Consider the following 20,685-nt stretch of genomic DNA (forward strand, 5'->3'; position numbering starts at 1 on the left):
CCCCCCGAAGTGAGGGCAGGGTGAGCGCCTCCGCGATAGCCGTGGCCACCTCGCTCGCCTCGGCCGTCGCCTACGCCACCGCGGCGACCACCCAGGAACGCCTCGCCTCGCGCCCCGGCACCGGGGTCCGGCGACTGCTGGCCACCGCCGCCTGGTGGGCTTCGGTCGGGCTGAACGCCCTCGGCGCGCTGCTGCATGTGGTGGCCCTGAACTACGGCCCGCTCACCCTGGTCCAGCCCCTGGGCGCGCTCACCCTGGTGGTCGCCGTCCCGCTGGGCGCGCACCTGGCCGGCCGCCCGGTGCGGCGCGCCGAGTGGTGGGGCATCGGCTGGACGCTGCTGGGCCTGGCCGCGCTGCTCGGCGTCACCGCCGGGCCCGGACCCCGCGACAGCCTCGCCGCGGGCGAGCTGGCGGCGGTGGCGGGAACGTCGACGGTGGTGATCGCGCTCCTGGCGTGCCCCGGCGCACGGATCGGCTTGCGGCACGCCGCCGCCTCCGGCATCGCCTCCGGGGTGGCGTCCACGCTCGCCCAGACCCTGACGGTCGCCGTCACCGGCCGCGGCGCGCACCTGCCCTCCGTATGGTTGGCCCTGGGCGTCCTGCTCGGCGTCGCCGCCTTCGCGGTGGCCGGACTCCTGCTCTCCCAGGTCGCCTACCGCAGCGGACTCGGCGGCCCGCTCACCGTGGTGACCCTGGCCAATCCGCTCGCCGCCTCGGCCATCGGACTGACCCTGCTGGGCGAGGGGGTCCGGGGCGGCTGGGCCGGGCTGCTCCTGGCCCTCACCGGAGCACTGGCGGCCGGCCGCGGCGTCATGCTCCTCGCCACCACTCCACCGGCCGACGCCACCACCCCGCCGGCCGGCGCGACCCCCGCCCGGGCCATCCCGGCACCCGCTCAGCCGAACTCCGCCCGGATCGCCTCCGTGTGCTCCCCCAACCCCGGCACCGCCCGCATGGGCGCCTCCCGCCCCAGCACCTCGACCGGCGGCAGCAACCCCCGCAACCGCCCCACCGGCGAGTCGAATTCCCGCCACCGGTCCCGCGCCGCCAACTGCGGGTGATCGGCGAACTCGCCCACCGTCCGCAGCCGCGCGCTCGCGATCCCCGCCCCGTCGAGCAGCGCGACCAGCCCGTCCGCGGTGTGCCCGGCGAAACACCGCTCCAGCTCCGCCGTCAGCTCCTCGTCGTGCGCGTGCCGCAGGGGGTTCTCCGCGAACCGCGGATCGCGCGTGAGGTCCGGGCGGCGCAGCACCCGCTCGCACAGCGCCACCCACTCCCGGTCGTTCTGCACGCTGAGGAAGACCCTGGCCCCGTCCCCGCAGGTGTACGGCCCGTACGGGGAGATCGACGGATGCCGGGCCCCGCTGGGCCGCACCGGCTCCCCGCCGAAGCCCTGCGCGTAGTAGGGGTGCCCCATCCACTCGCCGAGCGCGTCCAGCAGGGACACCGACAGCGCCGTCCCCTCGCCGGTCCGCTCCCGCTCGAACAGGGCGGTGAGGATGCCGCTGTAGGCGTACATTCCGCCCGCTATGTCGGCGATCGAGATGCCCGCTCGCGCCGGGGCCCCGGACTCACCCGTGACCGACACCAGCCCCGTCTCGCACTGCACCAGCAGGTCGTACGCCTTCTTGTCACGGTACGGCCCGGTGCTCCCGTAGCCGGTGATCTCGCAGGTGATCAGCCGCGGATGGCGGGCGCGCAGGACGTCCGCGCCGAGCCCCAGCCGCTCGCAGGCACCCGGCTTGAGGTTCTGCACGAAGACATCCGCCCCGGCGAGCAGCGCGTCCAGCAGCGCCCGGTCGCCGTCGTCCCGCAGGTCCAGGACCACGCTCTCCTTGCCGCGGTTGACCCAGACGAAGTACGCCGACATGCCCTTGACGGCGCGGTCGTAGTCCCGTGCGAAGTCGCCGCGCCCCGGGCGCTCCACCTTGATGACCCGGGCGCCGAGGTCGGCCAGCTGCCGGGTCGCGTACGGCGCCGCGACGGCCTGCTCCAGAGCGACGACGGTGATGCCTTGCAGCGGAAGCACGGTGCCTCAGACCCCCAGCAGTCCGGTCAGGAAGCGGACCTGCTCCGCCTCCTGGTGCACGTTCCCACCCTCGTGCCCGTTGAACGGCCACACTGTGAGCTCTTTCTCACCCGCGTAGTGGTGGTACGCGGCGAAGCCGCCGGACGGGGGAGTGACCTCGTCGCGCAGCGCCGTCGAGAAGAGCGCCGGCGCACCCGCGCGAGCGGCGAAGTTCAGACCGTCGAAATGGTCGAGCGTGTGGAAGACCCGCTCCACCAGACGCCGTTGCCCCGCCAGGAAGCGGGCCACCTCGCCGTAGGGGTCCGCGTCCGTGATCTCGACCGCCCGGCGGATGTGTGTCATGAACGGCACGTCGACCAGCGCGCCGGCCAGGTCCGGCACCAGCCCGGCCGCCGCCAGCGCCATCGCGCCGCCCTGGCTCTCGCCGCTGACCACGATCCGCGCCGGATCGGCCACCGGATGCGCGCGGGCGGCCTCCACGGCACGCACCGCGTCGGTGTACAGCCGCCGGTAGTAGTAGTCCTCGGGGGAGAGCACGCCTCGGGTCAGCAGCCCCGGCGCCTCCGGTCCGGTGCCGCCGGCCGGGTCCGGTGTGTCTCCCGGACGGGACCGGCTCCAGCCCTGGCCGCGGCTGTCCATGACGAACACCGCGTATCCGACCGACGGCCACAGCAGCCAGCTGTACGGCAGGCTCCGGCCGCCCTTGTAGCCGACGTACTGCACCACGCACGGCAGCGGGCCGGCGGCCTCGCGCGGCGCCAGCAGCCAGCCGCGGATCCGGTGGCCGCCGAAGCCGGAGAACTCCACGTCCCAGGTATCCAGGCGCGCCAGACCGACCTCGGACTCGGTGAACACCGCGTCCAGATCGTGCTCCCGCGCCTCGCCGAGGGTCCGCGCCCAGAAGGCGTCGAACCCCTCGGGCTCGGGCAGCGGCGGCCGGTAGCCGCGCAGTTCTTCCACGGGCAGGTCGACGAACACGCTGCTGAACCTCCGATGACGCGACGCCTTGAGACGGACCTCAGTGGTTCTCAGTGGTTCTCAGCGGCCTCAGTGGCCTCAGCGGTCGACTCGGGCGTCGTGCGGACCGGCGTCCTCCACCTCGCCGACGCGCGCGGCCGCCGGGTCCAGCACCCGGGTCAGGAACGCCCGCGTCCGCGGCTGCCGCGGCGCGCCGATAACCTGCTCTGGGCTGCCCTCCTCGACGACCATGCCATGGTCCATGAAGACGACACGATCCGCGACCTCCCGCGCGAAACTCATCTCATGGGTGACGACCAGCATGGTCATGCCCTCGTCGGCCAGGGAGCGCATCACCGCCAGCACGTCCCCGACCAGCTCCGGGTCGAGTGCCGAGGTCGGCTCGTCGAACAGCATCAGCTCCGGGCCCATCGACAGCGCCCGCGCGATCGCCACCCGCTGCTGCTGCCCGCCCGACAACTGGGCCGGGTAGGCCGACTCCTTCTCCGCGAGCCCGACCCGGTCCAGATTGCGCCGGGCCACCTCGGCCGCCGCCGCCTTGTCCCGGCGCAGTACCCGCCGCTGGGCGATGGTGAGGTTCTCCAGGGCGGTGAGATGCGGGAAGAGGTTGAACGACTGGAAGACCATGCCGATCCGCCGCCGCACCCGGTCGATGTCCACATCCGGATCGGTGACCTCGGTGCCCGCCACCCAGACCGTCCCCGCGGTCGGCTCCTCCAGCAGGTTGACGCAGCGCAGCAGCGTGGACTTCCCCGATCCGGACGGGCCGATGACACACACCACCTCACCGCGGCCGACGGTGAAGTCGATGCCCCGCAGCACCTCCGTCTCACCGAACGACTTGTGCAGCCCCTGGACCCGGATCGCGGCTTCGTCCACCGCACCGGTCCCGTCCACCGCGCCGGCTTCCGCTTCCGCGCCGGACCGCGGCTCCTTCTCCGTGCTCCCGGTCGCCATCGCCCGGTTCACCTCGCCTTCGCGGTACGGGCCTCCAGCCGCCGCACCAGATGGCCCAGCGGGAGGGTGATCAGCAGATAGCACAGCCCGGCCACCATGATCGGCGTGAGGCTGCGGTGCTGGTTGAGCGCGTCCCGGCCGAACTTGGCCAGCTCGTACTGGTCGAGGGAGAGCCCGAGCAGATACACCAGCGACGAATCCTTGGTGAGCAGGATCAGCTCATTGGTGAGCGGCGGCAGCACGATCCGGAACGCCTGCGGGATGATGATCGAGACCATCGCCCAGGTGTGTGACATGCCCAGCGAACGGGCCGCCTCCAGCTGCCCCTTGGGCACCGCCTGGATGCCCGCGCGGATCGTCTCCGCCATGTACGCCGCGCCGACCAGACCCAGCGCCAGCATCACGGTGACGTAGCGGTCCAGCGCCACATGGAAGGCCAGCGGCACACCGAAGCCCAGCGCGATGAACACCAGCAGCGCCGGCACACCCCGGAAGAACTCGATGTAGGCGATGGACAGCCAGCGGTACGGCGGCACCTGGGACAGCCGCATCAGGGCGAGCAGCAGCCCCAGCAGCAGGCCGAACCCGAAGCCGAACAGTGTGTAGACGACGGTGTTGACCAGCGCGGTGGTGATGATCTCGGGGAACAGGGCCTTGGCGACCTCGACGTCGAAGAACGCCCGGCGCAGCTCACCCCAGTCCGCTGCCAGCACGAAGACGAGCAGGGCGGCCACCAGCACCGCGTACTGCACCGTGCGTATCACCCGGGTCCGCTGCCGACGGGTCATTGCCATAAGCGGGCTTACTCCTCAACTCCGGCGGGACGACGAAGGGTGGGATAAGGACCTCACTTCTTCGGCGCGGTACCGAACCACTTCTTGTAGATGGCGTCGTACCGGCCGTCCGCCTTGGCCTCCTTGATCACCTTGTTGATCTTCTTGCGCAGCGCGTCGCTGCCGGTGCGCACCGCGATCCCGTACGCCTCGCCGGTGTCGAACTCGGCGGTCACCTCGGTGTCGGCGTTGGACTTGACGTAGTCGTAGAGCACGCCGTTGTCGTTGATCCCGGCGTCGACCTGTCCGGTCTTGACGGCGGTCAGCAGCAGCGCGAGATCCTCGAACTGCACCAGCTCGACGTCCTCGCCGTGCTCCTTGGCGTACTCCTCGCCGGTGGTCGACTGCTGCACGCCCAGCTTCTTGCCGCCCAGGTCGGCGAGGGACTTGTACGTGGCACCCTTCTTGGTGATCAGGGCCTGCGTCGCCTCGAAGTAGGGGACGGAGAAGTCCAGGTTCTTCTCCCGCACGTCGGTGATGGTCATCCCGGCGGCGGCCACATCGCACTTGCCGATGTTGAGGTCCTCGCCGGACTGGATCCCCTCGAAGGGCGTGTCCACGATCTCCTGCTCGACGTCGAGCTCCTTCGCGACGAGGTCGACGAGGTCCACGTCGAAGCCGACGACCTTGTTGTCCTTCTTCACCTGGAACGGCGCGTAGGGCAGATGGGTGCAGGTGGTCAGTTTCCCGGAGTCGACCAGTTCGATCTTCGAACCGTCCCCGGACGACTCGGTACTGGTGCAGCTCGCCACCAGCAGAACGGCGGCGGTCGTCGCTATGACGGGCAGTGCGGAACGAGCGGACACGGTACCTCCAGGGCACGCCAGGGCACACACGGTCGGCAGAACGTCACATCTGATCTTGCGGTTGGCCCGCATCCTGCCATCGACCGTGGCCCGTGTCGCGGCCGCGCGCGTTGCGAGCGCGTAACGACCCCGCCGCGGGTCAGGCGATCCGGTCCAGATCGCCGCGCAGCACCCGGTGCCGGGGCGGAACCCCCGAAAGCAGCCGCTCCGCTTCCTCCGTCACCGCCGTTCCCAGCCGCCGCAGTTCATTGCCGAGCGCGCCCGCGACATGCGGCGTCAGCAGCACGTTCGGCAGCTCGTAGAGGGGTGAGCCGGCAGGTAGCGGCTCCGGCTCGGTGACATCGAGCACCGCCGAGATACGCCCCGAGACCAGCTCCCCGGTGAGCGCGGCGGTGTCCACCAGCGACCCCCGCGCGGTGTTCACCAGGGCCGCGCCGTCCGGCATCGAGGCCAGCCGCCGGGCATCGAGCATGTGCCGCGTCTCCGGCAGCGCCGGCGCGTGCAGACTCACCACCGAGCTGGTCGCCACCAGCTCGTCCAGCGGCAGCGGGAGCACCCCGAGGCCCCGCGCCTGAAGAGGCGGCAGATGCGGGTCGTACACCGCCACCTCCAGGTCGAACGGCCGCAGCAGCTCGATCACCCGCCGGCCGATCCGCGACGCCCCGACCAGACCGACCCGCCGGCCGAGGTTGCCGACGCCCGCCGTGGCCTCCGCGGCGGGGAAGCGCCGGCGGGCCGCGTACCAGCCGCGCATCCGCAGCGCGTCCTTGCCGGACAGCAGGATCGCGGCGAGGGTGAACTCGGCGACCGGCAGCGCGTTGGCACCGGCCGCCGAGCACACCACCAGCCCGCGGTCCCAGCAGGCTTCGGTGATGTGCTCCTTCACACTCCCGGCCGCGTGCAGCACCGCGCGCAGCCGGGGCAGCCCGTCCAGCACCCCGGCGGTCAGCGGCGGGCACCCCCAGCCGGTGATCAGCACCTCCACCTCGGCCGGATCCACCCCGTCCACGGCCGCCGGCCGGGGCACGGCCCGGTGTGGAACGCGCAGCGAGGCGGACAGTCTTTCGAGCAGCGGCCCGGGGAAGAGCCGTGGGAGATGGACCGGATCCATCACGAACAGCGCGGCGGGCAGGTCGGGCACGGGCACTCCCGGTGGTGATCGGTGAGGTGCGGGTGACACTACGATGGCTGGCTCGGCGATTCAGCGATTTCTCGGCGTTTCATGGAGGCACCGCCTTGGCAGGGCAGCGGATACCGGTCATCCTCATCGCGGGCTTCCTGGGCTCCGGAAAGACGACACTCCTCAATCACCTGCTGCGCAACAGCGGGGAGACCCGTGTCGGCGTCATCGTGAACGACTTCGGCTCGATCAACATCGACGCCCTGGCCGTCGCCGGGCAGGTCGATTCGATGATCCCGATCGAGAACGGCTGCCTGTGCTGCGCCGCCGACGCCTCCGAGCTGGACCGGATGGTCGACCGGCTGGCCCGCCCGGCCGCGGGCATCGACGTGATCGTGATCGAGGCGAGCGGGCTGGCCGAGCCGCAGGCCATGATCCGGATGCTGCTCGCCAGCGGCGACGACCGCATCACCTACGGCGGTCTGGTCGAGGTCGTCGACGCCGCGGAATTCGACGCCACCCGCGACCGGCACCCGGAGGTCGGCCGGCATCTGAGGGCCGCCGACCTCGTCGTGCTCAACAAGACCGACCGGATCGACACCGCCGCCCGCGAGCGCGTCCTCACCACCGTGCGCGGCCTCAGCCCCGGCACCCCCGTCATCGAGGCGGAGCACGGCCGGATCGATCCCGCCTTCCTCTTCGACGAGCGCACCCGCCCGGCGGCCGAGGAGGCGTTCCGCCAGCTCTCCTTCGCCGACCTGTGCACCGACGACCACGGCCACGGCCACGAGCACGGCCGGCATCTGCACACCGCGTACCAGAGCGTGGAATTCCTCGCCGACCGGCCCCTGCACCCGCGGCGCTTCATGGAATTCCTCGACTCCCGCCCCGCCGGGCTCTACCGGATCAAGGGGTTCGTCGATTTCGCGCCGCCCGGCCAGGGCACGGCCTTCTCCCTGCACGCCGTCGGAGCGTTCCTCCGCTTCCAGCGGGAGCCACCGAGCGGCGACGACGGGCGCGGCACCCAGCTGGTCCTCATCGGCACGGACATCGACGCCGCCGCCGTGACAAAAGCGCTGGCCGCCTGCGTCGCCGATGAGCCCGACCGGGTCGACGAGCACCTGATGCTCGGCGTGCTGCGCTATGTGGACCGCCCGGCCGACCACGCCGCGTCCCCCGACCCCGCCGACCCCGCCGAGTACGTCGAGGACCCCGACCCCGAGGACGCGGCGGACCCCGAGGACCCGGAGGACGCCGAGGACCCCGAGGTCGCCGCGCACCCGTAGGCCGCCGCGGAGAACGGTTTGCTCCCGCCGACAGGCGTCGATCCCGCCCAGCCGGGTACCCGGGAACGTCGGCGACGGGGCGCAGCGGGCCCCGGGCCGGTCGGGTAAGGAGGAGCCATGTGGGAGCAGACCCCCTCCCAGGCCGAGGGAGAACGGGACGACGACGAGCAGAACGCGACGCCGGGTAAGCGACTGCCCGCGACGGAGAAGCATCCGGACGTGCCCCGGACCACCCCCTCCCAGGCGGAGGGCGAGGTCGACGAGAGCGGCTGACGGGCTCACCACGCTTCAGTGCGGTCTTCAGGGGTGAACGGATGCCGGACTGGACATGGGCTTACGAGGGCTATGACCCCGCCACGGAACGGCTGCGGGAATCCCTGTGCACGCTCGGCAACGGCTACTTCGCCACCCGGGGCGCGGCGTCCGAGTCCGACGCGGACGGCATCCACTACCCGGGCACCTACGTCGCCGGCTGCTACAACCGGCTGACCTCCGTCGTCGCCGGGCGTCAGGTGGAGAACGAGGACCTGGTCAACCTGCCGAACTGGCTGCCGCTGCGCTACCGCGCCTGCCCCGAGGACGCCCCGGCCGGGCCCTGGCTGACACCCGACGGGCAGGAACTGCAGGAGCACCGGCAGATCCTGGACCTGGAGTCCGGCACCCTGACCCGCCGGACCCGGTACGAGGACCAGGACGGCCGCGGCCTGGAGGTCGAACAGCAGCGCCTGGTCCACATGGGCGACCCCCACCTGGCGGCGCTGCGCACCACCCTCACCGCGTGGAACTGGACGGGCAGCGTCGAGATCCTCTCCGCACTCGACGGGGACGTCACCAACTCCGGTGTGGAGCGGTACCGCGACCTGGACGGTCACCACCTGACCCAGCCGGCCACCGGCGCCGAGGAATCCGACACGGTATGGCTGAGCTGCCGCACCGCCGACTCCGGCCTGCGTATCGCGATGGCGGCCCGCACCCGGCTGACCCGGGGCATGCCGGTGGCCTCCCGGCCCGCGCTGTCCGCCAGCACGGCCGCCTGGCAGCTCACCGTCCCCGTCACGCCGGGCACGCCGGTCACCGTGGAGAAGACGGTCGCCCTGCACACCTCGCGCGACGCCGCGATCAGCCGGCCGCTGCGGGCCGCGGTGGAACGGGTGGGGCACGCCCCCGGCTTCGACGAACTCCTCGCCGGGCACCGGACCGCCTGGCGGCATCTGTGGCGGCGCACCGAACTGGACGTGCCGGGCGAGGCCGGCCGGATCCTGCGCCTGCACCTGTTCCACCTGCTGCAGACCCTCTCGCCGCACACCGCCGAGCTGGACGCCGGCGTGCCGGCCCGCGGACTGCACGGCGAGTCCTACCGCGGCCATGTCTTCTGGGACGAGCTGTTCGTCCTGCCGTTCCTCAACCTGCACTTCCCCGAGGTGTCCCGGGCACTGCTGAGCTACCGGCACCGGCGGCTCGCCCGGGCGTGCCGGGCCGCCGCCGAGGCCGGGCGCCGCGGGGCCATGTACCCGTGGCAGAGCGGCAGCGACGGCCGCGAGGAGACGCAGACCCTGCACCTCAACCCGCGGTCCGGACGCTGGCTGCTGGACCATTCGCGGCTCCAGCACCATGTGGGCTCCGCCGTGGCGTACAACGTCTGGCAGTACTGCCAGGCCAGCGGGGACACCGCCTTCCTGCACGGCAAGGGCGCCGAGACGCTGCTCCAGATCGCCCGCTTCTGGGCCGACGCCGCCACCTGGGACCCCGACTTCGAGCGGTACCGGATCCGAGGGGTGATGGGGCCGGACGAATACCACGACGGATACCCGGACTCCGACGCCCCGGGCCTGGACGACAACGCGTACACCAATGTGACCGCCGCCTGGGTGCTGGCTCGCGCCCTCGACCTCGTCGGCGCGCTGCCCGAGCCGCACCGCCGCGAGCTGTTCGAACGCATGGCGCTGGACGGCGGCGAGCTCCGGCTGTGGGAGGACGTCTCGCGGCGGCTGCGGGTGCCCCATCACCGCGGAGTGATCAGCCAGTTCGAGGGCTACGGGGACCTGGCGGAACTCGACTGGGACGCCTACCGCGAGAGGTACGGCGACATCCGTCGGCTGGACCGCATCCTGGAGGCCGAGGGCGACACCGTCAACCGGTACCAGGCGTCCAAACAGCCCGACGCCCTGATGCTCGGCTACCTCTTCTCGCCCGGCGAGCTGGCCGGTCTCTTCCGGCAGTTGGGCTACCGGCTCGATGACGAGACCTGGCACGCCACGGTGGAGTACTACCTGCGGCGCACCAGCCACGGATCGACGCTGAGCGGTCTGGTGCACAGCTGGGTGCTGGCACGGGCGCGCCGGGGCGAGGCATGGCAGTACTTCCAGGAGGCGCTCGCCGGTGATGTGGCCGATCTCCAGGGCGGGACGACGGCCGAGGGCATCCACCTGGGCGCGATGGCGGGCACCCTGGACCTGGTCCAGCGGGGTCTGACCGGCCTGGAGACGCGCGAGGACGCGCTGTGGCTGGATCCGGTGCCGCTGCCGGAGCTGTCGGAGTACGGCTTCTGCCTGCGCTACCGGGACGACTGGGGTGTCCATGTGCAGATGCGCTCCGGCGAGGTGGGGATCAGTGTCCCCGCTTCGGACCCGGCGCCGATCCGGGTGATGCTCGCCGACCGCGCGGTGACCATCGCGCCCGGTGACTCCTTCACTCTCCGGCTGAGCTGCCGCTGAACGGCGGCTGAGCCAGCAGCGTGGTGGCCGCGGCCCGCGCGTGCCGGGCCGCGGCCGGGTCGCCGGTGATCGCGGCCGTGACGATGGCCCCCTCGACCAGCAGCAGCAACTGCTCGGCCGGCACCGAGGGATCACCGACCGGCAGACCCCGGCACAGACCGGTCAGATAGCCGCGCAGGGCCTGCTTGTGGTCGCGGGCGGCCCGCGCCACGCCCTCCGAGACCGCGCCCAGTTCGCCGAACGCGTTGATGAAGGCGCAGCCCCGGAAGCCGGGCTCGCCGAACCAGCCGTGCAACCAGTCGAACACCGCCAGCGGCCTGGCCTCGGCGGTGACGGCCTGGGCGGCGACATAGCCGGACAGGGAGGCGCGCCAGCGGTCGTCACGCCGCCGCAGATACGCCTCGACCAGATCCCCCTTGGAGGCGAAGCACTGGTAGAGCCGCTTCAGCGACACCCCGGAGGCCGCACGGATCTCGTCCATGCCCACCGCCTGGATGCCGCGCTCGTAGAACAGCCGCGCAGCCGCGTCAAGCAGCCGTGACCGGGCTTCCTCCTGATCCACCGGACCTCCCCACTACCGCCGAGAACGATCGTTCTCTAGAGTAGCCGACGCCTGGAGAACGCTCGTTCTCTGGGCAGGTTCCGATGAATCCGACGTAGAGGAGTCCGCCATGACGTCACGGCCGCCGTTCCCGCCCTTCGACGAGGAGACCGCGCTGCGGAAGGTCCAGGCCGCCGAGGACGCCTGGAACACCCGCGACCCGGAGCGCGTCGCGCTCGCCTACACCGAGGACTCGGTCTGGCGGAACCGCGACACCTTCATCACCGGCCGGGCCGAGATCGTGGCCTTTCTCCGCGAGAAGTGGGCCCGGGAGTCGGAGTACGCCCTGCGCAAGGAGCTGTGGGCCTACCAGGGCAACCGGATCGCGGTGCGGTTCCAGTACGAGTGCCGTGACGCGGCGGGCCAGTGGTGGCGCTCCTACGGCAACGAACTGTGGGAGTTCACCGAGGACGGGCTGATGAGCCGGCGGGAGGCCAGCATCGACGACGTCCGCATCACCGAAGCCGAACGACGCATCCTCGGCCCGCGCCCGGAGGCCGAGCGAGGAGCACGGATACCCGTCCGCTGAGGTTTGTACGGGGCCGCTGACCGGGCCGCGGCGGCTCAGGGCTGAACGCCCAGCCCGGCGGCGAGCACCGGCCAGGAGGCCCGGAACTCCCGCTGCCAGTACCGCCAGGCGTGCGACCCGCCGGAGTAGAGATGGACCTCGGCGGGGATGCCCAGCCGGTCCAGCTGCCGGGTGAAGCGCCGCGCCTGACCCCACAGGGTGCCCTCGAGCACGGCCCCTTCGAGGTTTCCGAAGTCGCCGCCCGGCAGCCCGCTGCCCTGGGAGATGTAGAGCCGGGTGCCGGCCAGCCGCCCGGCCTGGGCGTACGGGTTGTGCGCGGCCCAGATGTGCCGCTGGAGCAGCGCGTCCCCCCACAGGTCGAAGGGGCGCCGGCCCTCGCGGGCGACGATGGCGCGTACCACCGTCGGCATCCCCGGGGCCGTGGTGTCCAGCACCCCGCTGTAGGAGGCGGCCGCGCCGAACGAGCCGGGGTGCCGGGCGGCGAAGGCCAGCGCGCCGTATCCGCCGGTCGACACCCCGGCCACCGCGCGCGTGCCGCTCGCCCGGAAGTTCTCCCGCAGCAGCCGCATCACCTCCTCCACCTGGAACGTCTCGTAGTCCGGTGCCGCCGGCCGGCCGCCCTGCCACCAGGCGGTCGGGATACCGGTGGGCCCGGACGACGGCATCACCGTGATGACCCCCTTGTCCGCCAGGAAGTCCTCGGCATCGGTCTCCCGGGCCCAGGAGGTGTAGTCGTCGTGGGCGCCCTGGAGGAGATAGAGCACCGGCCAGGTGCGATCCGGCCGGGCGTCGAAACCGGCCGGCAGGACGACCCGGACCGGCAGTTCCGCACCGACGGCGGGGGAGCGCACCGTCAGGTCGACGGTGCGCCGGTCGAGCCACGTCTGCGACACGATCCGGGGCTCCTCGCCCTCCCGGGCCGGGGCGGTGGCGGTGGACGTGCCGAGCGCGGCGGGGGTGCCGAGCACGCCGCCGGCCGCCAGGAGAGCGGTGGCCGCCGCGAGTGCGGCGAGCCTCCGGCGGGCTCCGGCCCTGCGGTGGCGCGCGGAAGGGGTGATGGGCATGGCGGGGCCCTCGTCTCGTCGTGGCGTCGCGGTCACAGATCGGGCAGGTCACGGGCGAGCAGCTCGGCGAGCGTCCCGACGACCGGGGGGTCGAGCAGCGACAAGTGGTGGCCGGGCAGCGGGACCACGGTGAGCTCCGGGCAGTACGCGTCCCAGCCCAGCGCCTCGTCGGTCCGCTCGTAGCGCGGATCGCGCACGGTGTGCGGGGCCGGCTCGCTCGCCCGGTACAGCAGCGTCCGCCCGGCGAACCGGCCCGGAGTGTGGCGCTCGCCGCTGCGCAGATCCACGTAGGAGGCGCGCTGGTGCTCCAGCACGGCGGGCGGCAGCTCCACGGCCTGCTCCAGCACCTTCAGGACCAGGTCGACCTGCCCGGTGTCATCGAGCACGGCCAGCTCCTCGTACGGGAGCGGCAGCGGGGTGCCGTAGGCGCGCTCGACGAACTCGGCGAAGCCCGCGAAGCGTTCCCGCGCCTGCTCGGCGGCCGTCCGCCCGGCGGGCGCCGGCAGCGGCAGCACCGAATCGAGCAGGACCAGGGCGGCGACCGTGCCGCGCGCGGCCAGCAGCCGCGCGGCCTCCTGGGCCACGACCCCGCCGTACGACCAGCCGCCCACCAGCCAGGGACCTTCGGGCCGGACCTCGCGGACCCGCCGGGCGAACTCCGCGGCCCGCCCGGCCACATCCCCCGGCTCGGCCAGCCGGTCGAAGCCGAGCACCGGGCGGTGCCCGTCGAGATGCCCGGCGAGCCGCCCGTAGACATCCGAGCGGCCACCCGCCGCGTGGGCGAGGAAGAGCGGGGCCCGCTCGCCGGTGCCGGGGAAGACACGCAGCCGTCCCGGCGTGCCGGTGATGGCTGCTGACGGCGCGCCGGACGCGAGCCGGGGCCCCTCGGCCGGCGCCGCGCCGCTCGCGCCCTCGCCCGCTTCGCCGCCCGCCGCGTCGTGCGGCGCGGCTTGGGCGGCGCCGGGGGCTGACGCGCCGGTGGTGCCGGGCAGCAGGGCGGCGACGGCCCGCAGGGTGCCCTGCCGCAGCAGCAGCCCCGGCTCGATCACGGTGCCGAACTCCCGCTCCACGACGGTGCGGATCCGCACCGCGGTCAGCGAGTCCAGGCCCAGCTCGGTGAGCGGGGTGTCGGGATCGATGCGCTCCGGGCTGTACCCCATCACCCCGGCGACGCAGCCGCGCAGCCGGTCCATGGTGCTCGCGGCGCGGTCTGCCGGGAGCGGCGCGGCGGGCAGTTCCGGGGCCGGCTCCCCGGCCCAGAAGCGGCGGTGCCGCCACCGCGGCGTCGGCACATCGACGATCCGGCCGCCCGGATGGAGGCTTTCCCGGGCCGACGGCAGGGGCACCCCGTGGACCAGGAGGCAGGCGAGCGACGAGCGGAAGGTGAGCGCGTCATCGGTGTCCCGGCGCAGCGTCGGCACCACGAGCGCACCGGGGGCGTCCGCCTCCCGCAGGGTCTCGGTCAGCGGGTGCAGCAGGGCCGGGTGGGGCGCGACCTCGACGAACACCCGGTGGCCGTCCTCCGCCGCGGCCCGTACCGCCTGGGCGAAGCGGACCGGCCGGCGCAGATTGGCCACCCAGTACCGGACGTCGCGGGGCGCGGCCGAACGCGGATCGCCCAGGACGGTGGAGTAGGAGCGGCAGCCGGGCGGCGCGGCGGGCACCGAGCCCAGCTCCCGGGTGAACTCCTCCATCAGGGGCTCGACGGCGGGCGAGTGCCCGGCGACCGTCACCGGCAGCGGCCGGGCGAAGCCGCCCTCCGCGGTGATCCGGGCGATGAGCCCCGCCACGTCCGCGGCGGAGCCGGTGACGACGCTCTGCACCGGCGAGGAGTGCACCGCGATCTCCACCGTGGGGAAGTCGCGGGCCAGCTCCGGGAGGTCCGCGCCCGGGCGGTCCACCACGGCCATGGCACCACCGGTCAGCCGGGACAGCAGCCGGGAGCGGACGGCGACGATCCGAGCCCCGGTGGCCGGATCCAGCGCACCGGAGACCACTGTCGCGGCGATCTCGCCGAGAGAGTGGCCGATGACGGCGGCCGGCGCGAAGCCGTAGGACCTCCACAACGCGGCCAGGGCGAGCTGGATCCCGTAGAGCACCGGCATGACGGTGACGGGCGAGGACAGATCGGCGTCCGGTCGCAGGCCCGCCCGCAGGGAGATTCCGGCCGCCTCGCTCAGCAGCGGCTCCAGCTCGTCGACCGCGGCGGCGAACGCCGGCTCCGCGGCCAGCAGCCGCCGCGCCATGCCGGGCCACTGGGTGCCGTATCCGGAGAAGACCCACACCGGGCCGGGACCGGCCGGCAGCCGGGCGCCGGTGACCAGATGCGGATCCGGCGCGCCCGCGCCGAAGCGGGCCAGCGCCGCGACGGTCTCCGCACGGCCGCGCGCCACCACGGCCGCCCGGCGGTGTCCCCGGCCGGTGCGGCCGGCCAGGGTGCGGCCCAGATCGGCCGGCCGCACCGAGCGCGCCTGCGGGGTGCCCAGCCAGTGCGCCAGCTCGGCCGCGTAGCCGCGCAGCCGGTCCTCGGTCAGCGCCTCCAGCAGCACGACGGCGGGCCGGTCGGTGCCCTCCGTGGAGCCGGCGCGCGCCGGCCGGACCGGGGCGGCGGCCGGCCGGTGTTCGGCAAGCACCACATGGGCGTTGGTGCCGCTGAAGCCGAACGCCGAGACGCCCGCGGTGGCGGTGCCGGAGTAGCGCGGCCACGGCTCGGTCGCGGTGACCACGCGCAGCCCCAGGCCCTCCAGATCGGCGTACGGGCCGGGCGCGGTGAAGTGCAGCTGCGGTGGGAGCTCGCCGTGGTGCAGGGCGAGCACGGTCTTGATCAGACCCGTGATCCCCGCGGCGGCCTCCAGGTGGCCGAGGTTGGTCTTCGCGGAGCCGATGAGCAGCGGCTGGTCCGCGGGGCGGCCGCGGCCGCTGCCGAGCGCCGCGCCCAGCGCACCGGCCTCGATCGGGTCGCCCAGAGCGGTGCCGGTGCCGTGCGCCTCGACGTAGTCGACCGTCGTGGGGGCGGCGTGGACCTGCTCCAGCAGAGCCTGCTGGGCGGCGGCGCTGGGGGCGGTCAGCCCGTTGGAACGGCCGTCGGAGTTGACGGCCGAGCCATGGATGACGGCCAGCACGCGGTCACCGTCGCGTTCCGCGTCCGCCAGCCGCTTCAGCACCACGACCCCGCAGCCCTCGCCCCGGGCGATGCCGTCGGCCGCCGCGTCGAACGCCTTGCACCGGCCGTCCGCCGCCAGTGCTCCGGCCCGCTGGAGGCCGAGCGTGACCGCGGGAGTGAGCAGCAGGTTGACGCCCGCGGCGAGCGCGGTGTCGCTCTCCCCGGCGACCAGAGAGCGCACCGCCTGGTCCACGGCGACCAGTGAGGAGGAGCACGCGGTGTCCACCGACAGGCTGGGGCCGCGCAGATCCAGGGCGTACGACAGCCGTCCGGCGGCGACGCTCAGCGCGGCGCCGGGCGGTGTCCAGCCGTTCACCGCGCCCGGATCGGCCGTGGTCAGCAGGGCGTACTCGGTGCCGCTGATGCCGACGAAGACACCGGTGCGGGTGCCGGCGAGAGAGGCGGCGGAGACCGCGGCGTGATCGAGGGCCTCGCGGGCGACTTCCAGCAGCATGCGCTGCTGCGGATCCATGGCGGTGGCCTCGTCCGCGCCGATGCCGAAGAACTCGGCGTCGAATCCGGCGACGGCCTCGATGCCGCCGAGGAAGGCGCCGTGCCGGCTGATGTCCTCGGGCAGGCTGGTGGACGCGGGAACGAAGGGCGGCCAGCGGTCCTCGGGCACCGTGCCGACCGCGTCCCGCCCCTCGCTGACCAGGCGCCAGAAGTCGGCGGGCGAGGCGACCCCGCCCGGCATCCGGCACCCGATACCGATCACCGCGACCCCGGCCCCGGGACCAGCACCGGCTCCGGCCGCCGACCCGGGCCCGGGCGCGGCCCCGCCACCGTACGAGGGTCCGGCCCCCGCCCCGGTACCAGCCGCGGCCGCGGACCCAGGCCCGGACCCAGCCCCGGCCGCGGTCCCGCGCCCGCAGTCCTCACCGGCCTCGGAGCCGGAGCCCGCCTGCCCGCCCGGCTCCGCCGCCCGCCCCGGCTCCGCCGCCATGGACGCCTCGGCCCGGGCCAGCCGCTCCAGCAGGGCCCCGATCGTCGGCGCCTCCCAGATCAGCGTGGCCGGCAGCCGGAGGCCGGTGAGTTCGCCGAGCCGGGCCGCCAGGGCCACCGCACCGCGCGAGGTGAGCCCCAGCTCGGCCAGCGGCTGCTCATCGGTGATCGCCTCCGGCTCCAGCCCGTACCAGGCGGACAGCCGCTCGGTGATCTCGGCCCGCAGCTCGGCATCGCGCGAACTCACCGGCCACCCCCCACGGTGTCGAGGACGCCCGCGAGCCGCCGGGCGCGGCAGGCCGCACGCGCCACCTTGCCGCTGGAGGTCCTGGGCACCGAACCCGGCGGCACCAGCAGGAGTTCGCCGAGCCGCAGGCCGTGCCGGGCCGAGACCGCGGCACGGGCGGCGCGGACCGCCGCGCGTGTCTCCTCCTCGCCCGGCTCGGCATCCCGGCGTACCTCCGCCACCACCACCAGTTCCTCCGCCTCCGCGTCGGGGCCCGGCACACAGAACGCCGCCAGCCGGTCCCGGCGCACCAGGGCGACCGCCGACTGCACCGTCTCCTCGATGTCCTGGGGGTAGTGGTTCCGGCCGTCCACGATGATCAGGTCCTTGAGCCGCCCGGTGACCAGCAGCCGCCCCTCGTACAGCGCGCCGAGGTCACCGGTGCGCAGCCAGCCGCCGTCCTCGTCGGCCGCGCCGGGCTCGCGGGCGGCGAAGGTCTCGGCGGAGAGACCGGCCCGCTTCCAGTAGCCCAGGCCGACGTTGGGCCCCCGCAGCTGGATCTCGCCGACCTCTCCCGGCGCCAGCACCACGCCGGTGACCGGGTCGGTGACCCGAAGCTCCTGGCCGACCGGCGCACCGCAGACCACCAGCCGGGTGAACCGGCCACCGCCCAGGTCTTCGGCAGGCCGCGGCTCGATGCGTCCGGCGGCCAGGGCGTCGGCGTCGCAGAGCACCGTGCCGGGCGCGCCGGCGGGGGAGTCGGCGGTCACGAAGACCGTGGCCTCGGCGAGCCCGTACGCCGGGCAGTGCGCCTCGGGCCGCAGCCCCGCGGGCGCGAAGGCTTCCTGGAAGCGGTCGATGGTGCCGGGGCGGACCGGCTCGCTGCCGTTGATGAGGACCGCCACCCGGTCCAGGCGCAGCTCCTCGACCGCCGCCTCCTCCGCCCGCGCGGCGCAGTAGTCGAAGGCGAAGTTCGGGGCGGCGCTGATCGTCCCCGGGTACGAGCCGAGCAGCCGCGGCCAGCGCAGCGGCTGCTCCAGGAACGCGGGCGGGTCCATCAGCACGGACGGGAATCCGCCCACGACGGGAGCGGCGACGCTGAGCACCAGCCCCATGTCGTGGAAGAGCGGCAGCCAGCCCACCGCCGTGCTGGTACCGGCGCCGGCCCCGAACGCGTCGATCGCCTGCCGGGCGTTGGCGACCACGTTGGCGTGGCTGATCACGACCCCGGCCGGGGTCCGGGTGGAGCCCGAGGTGTACTGGAGGTACGCGATGTCCTCCGGCCGGGGCGGCGGCCCGAGCTCGGCAGGCGAGGGGGCGGGGGCGCCCGGCCGGTCCACCACGACCAGCGGGAGCGGCGGCAGGCCCTGCGCGGCGGTGAACGCCCCGACCGCCGCGGTGGTGGCCCGATCGGTGATCAGGCAGACCGGCTCGCAGTCCTCGATCACGGCCGTCAGCCGCCCCTCGTGGCCGGGGAGTTCGGGGCTGAACAGCGGTACGGCGATCACTCCCGCGTACAGGCAGCCGAGGAAGGCCGCGGCGTAGTCGAGCCCTTGCGGCAGCAGCAGAGCGGCCCGCTCACCGGGCCCCGCGACCGCGGCCAGCCGTCCGGCGATGGCACGGGCCCGCGTCTGGAGGCCGCGCCAGCCCAGGGTGCGGTGCAGACCGGCCGATCCGGCGTCGGGGAAGTCCACGAAGGTGAAGGCGCGTTGGTGGGGGCGCTGGTCGGCCCAGTGTCCGAGATGGTCGGTCAGCAGACCGGCCGCGGGGGGTGGAATATCCGTCATGGCGGCTCCAACTGATCAGGCGGGGGAGGCGATCGGCGGGGACATCCCTGACGGGGCCGATGATGAGGACAGGTTCCGCCGCCGCGGGCGGTGCGCAGAAGACGGACGGCTGACAGATCCCCCGGCTCCTTCTGTCACTTCGCTGACAACAAGCGGCGGCGGACACGCTCGGCAGAGCACGGGCGGCGCGAGGCGAGCGGCCATGACCGGCACCGCGTCGGCGACCGGAGACCCCCTGGGCAGTCACCTCCATGACTGCCGGCGGCCGCTGGTTGTCACGCGGGTGACAACCAGCGGCCGCGGATCTGTCCGCGCGGGTCGTGCCCCTGGCAGAGCGCGGCGAATATGGTCGCCAAGCCCCTGTCGTCGTGACCTGAGGAGCGTCGACCATGGCAAGCGCTTCCCGGCTGTTGGCGAGCCGAGCGGAAGAAGTGGAAGGACACCACCCGAATGACGAGCCGTACACGCCCTTCAAGGCGTTCCCTTCCGGCCTCCACGACCATCTGACGCCGTTCATCGGCGACATCACCGAGGAGGTCGTCCGAGCCATCCGGACGGAGATCCCCGAATACGCCCGCCCGATGGACGACACCTACATGCACGTCGTGCACAAGGGCGTGGCGGAGGCGCTCGACGGCTTCCTGGCCCGCATCGCCCAGCCGGACACCGGCTGGGACTCCGTCAAGGCCACCTACCAGAGCATCGGCCGCGGAGAGGCGGAGGAGGGCCGCAGCCTGGACTCCTTCCAGTCGGCGCTGCGCCTCGGCGCCCGCGTCACCTGGCGCAGCGTCAACGCGCTGGTCAGCGGCGGAGTGCTGCCGCGGCACATCCTCGCCCCGTTCGGCGAGGCGCTCTTCCTCCACCTCGACGAGATGGCGGCGGCGGCCACCATCGGCTACACCGAGGCCAGACTGCACGCCGCGGGCGAACTCCAGCTGCGCCGCACCCGGCTGGTCAACCTGCTCACCGCCGACCCGGCCGTCCCACTGGAGGTGATCAGCGACCTGGCGCACACCGCGCAGTGGCTGCTGCCGCGTGAACTGGCAGTCGTCGTCACCGACCAGGCCATGCTGCCGGAGTACGTCCGCCCCATCGTGCCGCCCGAGTTCCTCGCCCGTTTCGACGACGGGCCCGGCCGCATCGTCGTACCGGACCCGGACGGCCCGGGGCGGACCCGCGCCATCGCCGGAGCGCTGCGCGGAGTGCACGCGGTCATCGGCCCCACGGTCCCCCTCCAGGAGGGAGCCCGCTCGCTGCGCTGGGCACTGGACGCGCTGGAGCTGTCCCGCCGCGGCATCCTGCCCGCCCAGCCCATGCTGCGCTGCACCGACCACCTGGCCACCCTGCTGCTCTTCCGCGACGAGTCGCTGGTGGACGCGCTCGCCGAGCGGCACCTTCGACCGCTGGAGCAGGTGCGCTCCCCGCAGCGCGAGCGCCTGGCCGAGACGCTGCTGTACTGGCTCCGCTGCGGTCGCAACGCCAGCGAGGTCGCGACGCGGCTCGCCGTCCACCCGCAGACCGTCCGCTACCGGCTGCGCCAGCTGGACGAGGTGTTCGGCGACCGGTTGCACGACCCCGACGCGCAGTTCGAGATGCAACTCGCCCTGCACGCCCGCAGCCTGCGGCGGGCCGGCGGATGACGCGAGGCCG

Annotated in this window: 15 protein-coding genes and 1 pseudogene; 6 read left to right on the forward strand and 10 right to left on the reverse strand. The window is 73.6% G+C overall.

The genetic code is table 11. The features are described from left to right. Positions 1-20 precede the first annotated feature (20 nt). A pseudogene (locus tag AC4BDD_RS28555) lies at positions 21-941 on the forward strand (DMT family protein); the annotation flags it as partial. Here the strand turns inward: AC4BDD_RS28555 and AC4BDD_RS28560 are convergent. The 6 genes from AC4BDD_RS28560 to AC4BDD_RS28585 form a co-directional block, all read right to left on the reverse strand. After that, complete coding sequence (locus AC4BDD_RS28560; RefSeq protein WP_490688351.1) at positions 896-2,029, reverse strand: CaiB/BaiF CoA transferase family protein; 1,134 nt, start codon at positions 2,027-2,029, stop codon at positions 896-898. The pseudogene AC4BDD_RS28555 and the gene AC4BDD_RS28560 sit on opposite strands and share 46 nt — an antisense overlap. 6 nt (positions 2,030-2,035) lie before the next feature. After that, positions 2,036-3,007, reverse strand: a complete 972-nt coding sequence (locus AC4BDD_RS28565; RefSeq protein ID WP_490688352.1) for an acetylxylan esterase — start codon at positions 3,005-3,007, stop codon at positions 2,036-2,038. Between the two features lie 78 nt (positions 3,008-3,085). Beyond that, positions 3,086-3,964 (reverse strand): amino acid ABC transporter ATP-binding protein, encoded by an 879-nt coding sequence (locus tag AC4BDD_RS28570; protein ID WP_490688353.1) that lies wholly within the window; start codon positions 3,962-3,964, stop codon positions 3,086-3,088. Between the two features lie 8 nt (positions 3,965-3,972). Continuing rightward, positions 3,973-4,758 (reverse strand): amino acid ABC transporter permease, encoded by a 786-nt coding sequence (locus AC4BDD_RS28575; protein WP_490688354.1) that lies wholly within the window; start codon positions 4,756-4,758, stop codon positions 3,973-3,975. A 53-nt stretch (positions 4,759-4,811) separates the two neighbouring features. Then, entirely contained in the window at positions 4,812-5,603 is a 792-nt protein-coding gene (locus tag AC4BDD_RS28580; RefSeq protein ID WP_490688355.1) for a basic amino acid ABC transporter substrate-binding protein, read from the reverse strand. 139 nt (positions 5,604-5,742) lie between these two features. Further along, positions 5,743-6,750, reverse strand: a complete 1,008-nt coding sequence (locus AC4BDD_RS28585; protein WP_490688356.1) for a hydroxyacid dehydrogenase — start codon at positions 6,748-6,750, stop codon at positions 5,743-5,745. Positions 6,751-6,839: 89 nt separating this feature from the next. Here AC4BDD_RS28585 and AC4BDD_RS28590 point away from each other — a divergent pair, with 89 nt between their 5' ends. The 3 genes from AC4BDD_RS28590 to AC4BDD_RS28600 all read left to right on the forward strand — a co-directional run bounded on the left by AC4BDD_RS28590 (position 6,840) and on the right by AC4BDD_RS28600 (position 10,723). After that, positions 6,840-8,009: a CobW family GTP-binding protein gene (locus AC4BDD_RS28590; protein ID WP_490688357.1), complete on the forward strand. Its 1,170-nt coding sequence runs from the start codon at positions 6,840-6,842 to the stop codon at positions 8,007-8,009. Between the two features lie 117 nt (positions 8,010-8,126). After that, a complete protein-coding gene (locus tag AC4BDD_RS28595; protein ID WP_490688358.1) occupies positions 8,127-8,282 on the forward strand; it encodes a hypothetical protein in 156 nt (51 codons plus the stop codon). 41 nt (positions 8,283-8,323) lie between these two features. Beyond that, positions 8,324-10,723: a glycoside hydrolase family 65 protein gene (locus AC4BDD_RS28600; RefSeq protein ID WP_490688359.1), complete on the forward strand. Its 2,400-nt coding sequence runs from the start codon at positions 8,324-8,326 to the stop codon at positions 10,721-10,723. Here AC4BDD_RS28600 and AC4BDD_RS28605 read toward each other — a convergent pair. After that, complete coding sequence (locus AC4BDD_RS28605; RefSeq protein ID WP_490688360.1) at positions 10,698-11,285, reverse strand: TetR/AcrR family transcriptional regulator; 588 nt, start codon at positions 11,283-11,285, stop codon at positions 10,698-10,700. The genes AC4BDD_RS28600 and AC4BDD_RS28605 overlap by 26 nt on opposite strands. Positions 11,286-11,394: 109 nt before the next feature. On the opposite strand from AC4BDD_RS28605, the gene AC4BDD_RS28610 reads away from it, so the two are divergent. Next, the gene (locus AC4BDD_RS28610) at positions 11,395-11,853 is read left to right on the forward strand and encodes a nuclear transport factor 2 family protein (protein WP_490688361.1); all 459 of its coding nucleotides are present in this window, start codon (positions 11,395-11,397) and stop codon (positions 11,851-11,853) included. Positions 11,854-11,888: 35 nt separating this feature from the next. Here AC4BDD_RS28610 and AC4BDD_RS28615 read toward each other — a convergent pair whose 3' ends face one another. The 3 genes from AC4BDD_RS28615 to AC4BDD_RS28625 are packed head-to-tail and all read right to left on the reverse strand — an operon-like array spanning position 11,889 to position 19,035. Next, a complete protein-coding gene (locus tag AC4BDD_RS28615) occupies positions 11,889-12,917 on the reverse strand; it encodes an alpha/beta hydrolase (RefSeq protein ID WP_490688362.1) in 1,029 nt (342 codons plus the stop codon). A gap of 32 nt (positions 12,918-12,949) precedes the next feature. Continuing rightward, entirely contained in the window at positions 12,950-17,269 is a 4,320-nt protein-coding gene (locus AC4BDD_RS28620; RefSeq protein WP_490688363.1) for a beta-ketoacyl synthase N-terminal-like domain-containing protein, read from the reverse strand. Continuing rightward, positions 17,266-19,035, reverse strand: coding sequence for a fatty acyl-AMP ligase (locus AC4BDD_RS28625; RefSeq protein WP_490688364.1), 1,770 nt, complete (start codon positions 19,033-19,035; stop codon positions 17,266-17,268). Before AC4BDD_RS28625 ends, AC4BDD_RS28620 begins: the two co-directional genes overlap by 4 nt. 389 nt (positions 19,036-19,424) lie before the next feature. Here AC4BDD_RS28625 and AC4BDD_RS28630 point away from each other — a divergent pair, with 389 nt between their 5' ends. Next, a complete protein-coding gene (locus tag AC4BDD_RS28630; protein ID WP_490688365.1) occupies positions 19,425-20,675 on the forward strand; it encodes a PucR family transcriptional regulator in 1,251 nt (416 codons plus the stop codon). Positions 20,676-20,685: the final 10 nt, after the last annotated feature.

The organism is Streptomyces sp. JLBT605 (genome assembly GCF_058215555.1).

What these genes read in the sequence shown, in the direction of transcription:
- AC4BDD_RS28570 (WP_490688353.1), bottom strand. Translation starts at nt 3,964, where the DNA reads ATGGCGACCGGGAGCACGGAGAAGGAGCCGCGGTCCGGCGCGGAAGCG.
- AC4BDD_RS28575 (WP_490688354.1), bottom strand. Translation starts at nt 4,758, where the DNA reads ATGGCAATGACCCGTCGGCAGCGGACCCGGGTGATACGCACGGTGCAG.
- AC4BDD_RS28595 (WP_490688358.1), top strand. Translation starts at nt 8,127, where the DNA reads ATGTGGGAGCAGACCCCCTCCCAGGCCGAGGGAGAACGGGACGACGAC.
- AC4BDD_RS28600 (WP_490688359.1), top strand. Translation starts at nt 8,324, where the DNA reads ATGCCGGACTGGACATGGGCTTACGAGGGCTATGACCCCGCCACGGAA.
- AC4BDD_RS28610 (WP_490688361.1), top strand. Translation starts at nt 11,395, where the DNA reads ATGACGTCACGGCCGCCGTTCCCGCCCTTCGACGAGGAGACCGCGCTG.
- AC4BDD_RS28615 (WP_490688362.1), bottom strand. Translation starts at nt 12,917, where the DNA reads ATGCCCATCACCCCTTCCGCGCGCCACCGCAGGGCCGGAGCCCGCCGG.
- AC4BDD_RS28625 (WP_490688364.1), bottom strand. Translation starts at nt 19,035, where the DNA reads ATGACGGATATTCCACCCCCCGCGGCCGGTCTGCTGACCGACCATCTC.
- AC4BDD_RS28630 (WP_490688365.1), top strand. Translation starts at nt 19,425, where the DNA reads ATGGCAAGCGCTTCCCGGCTGTTGGCGAGCCGAGCGGAAGAAGTGGAA.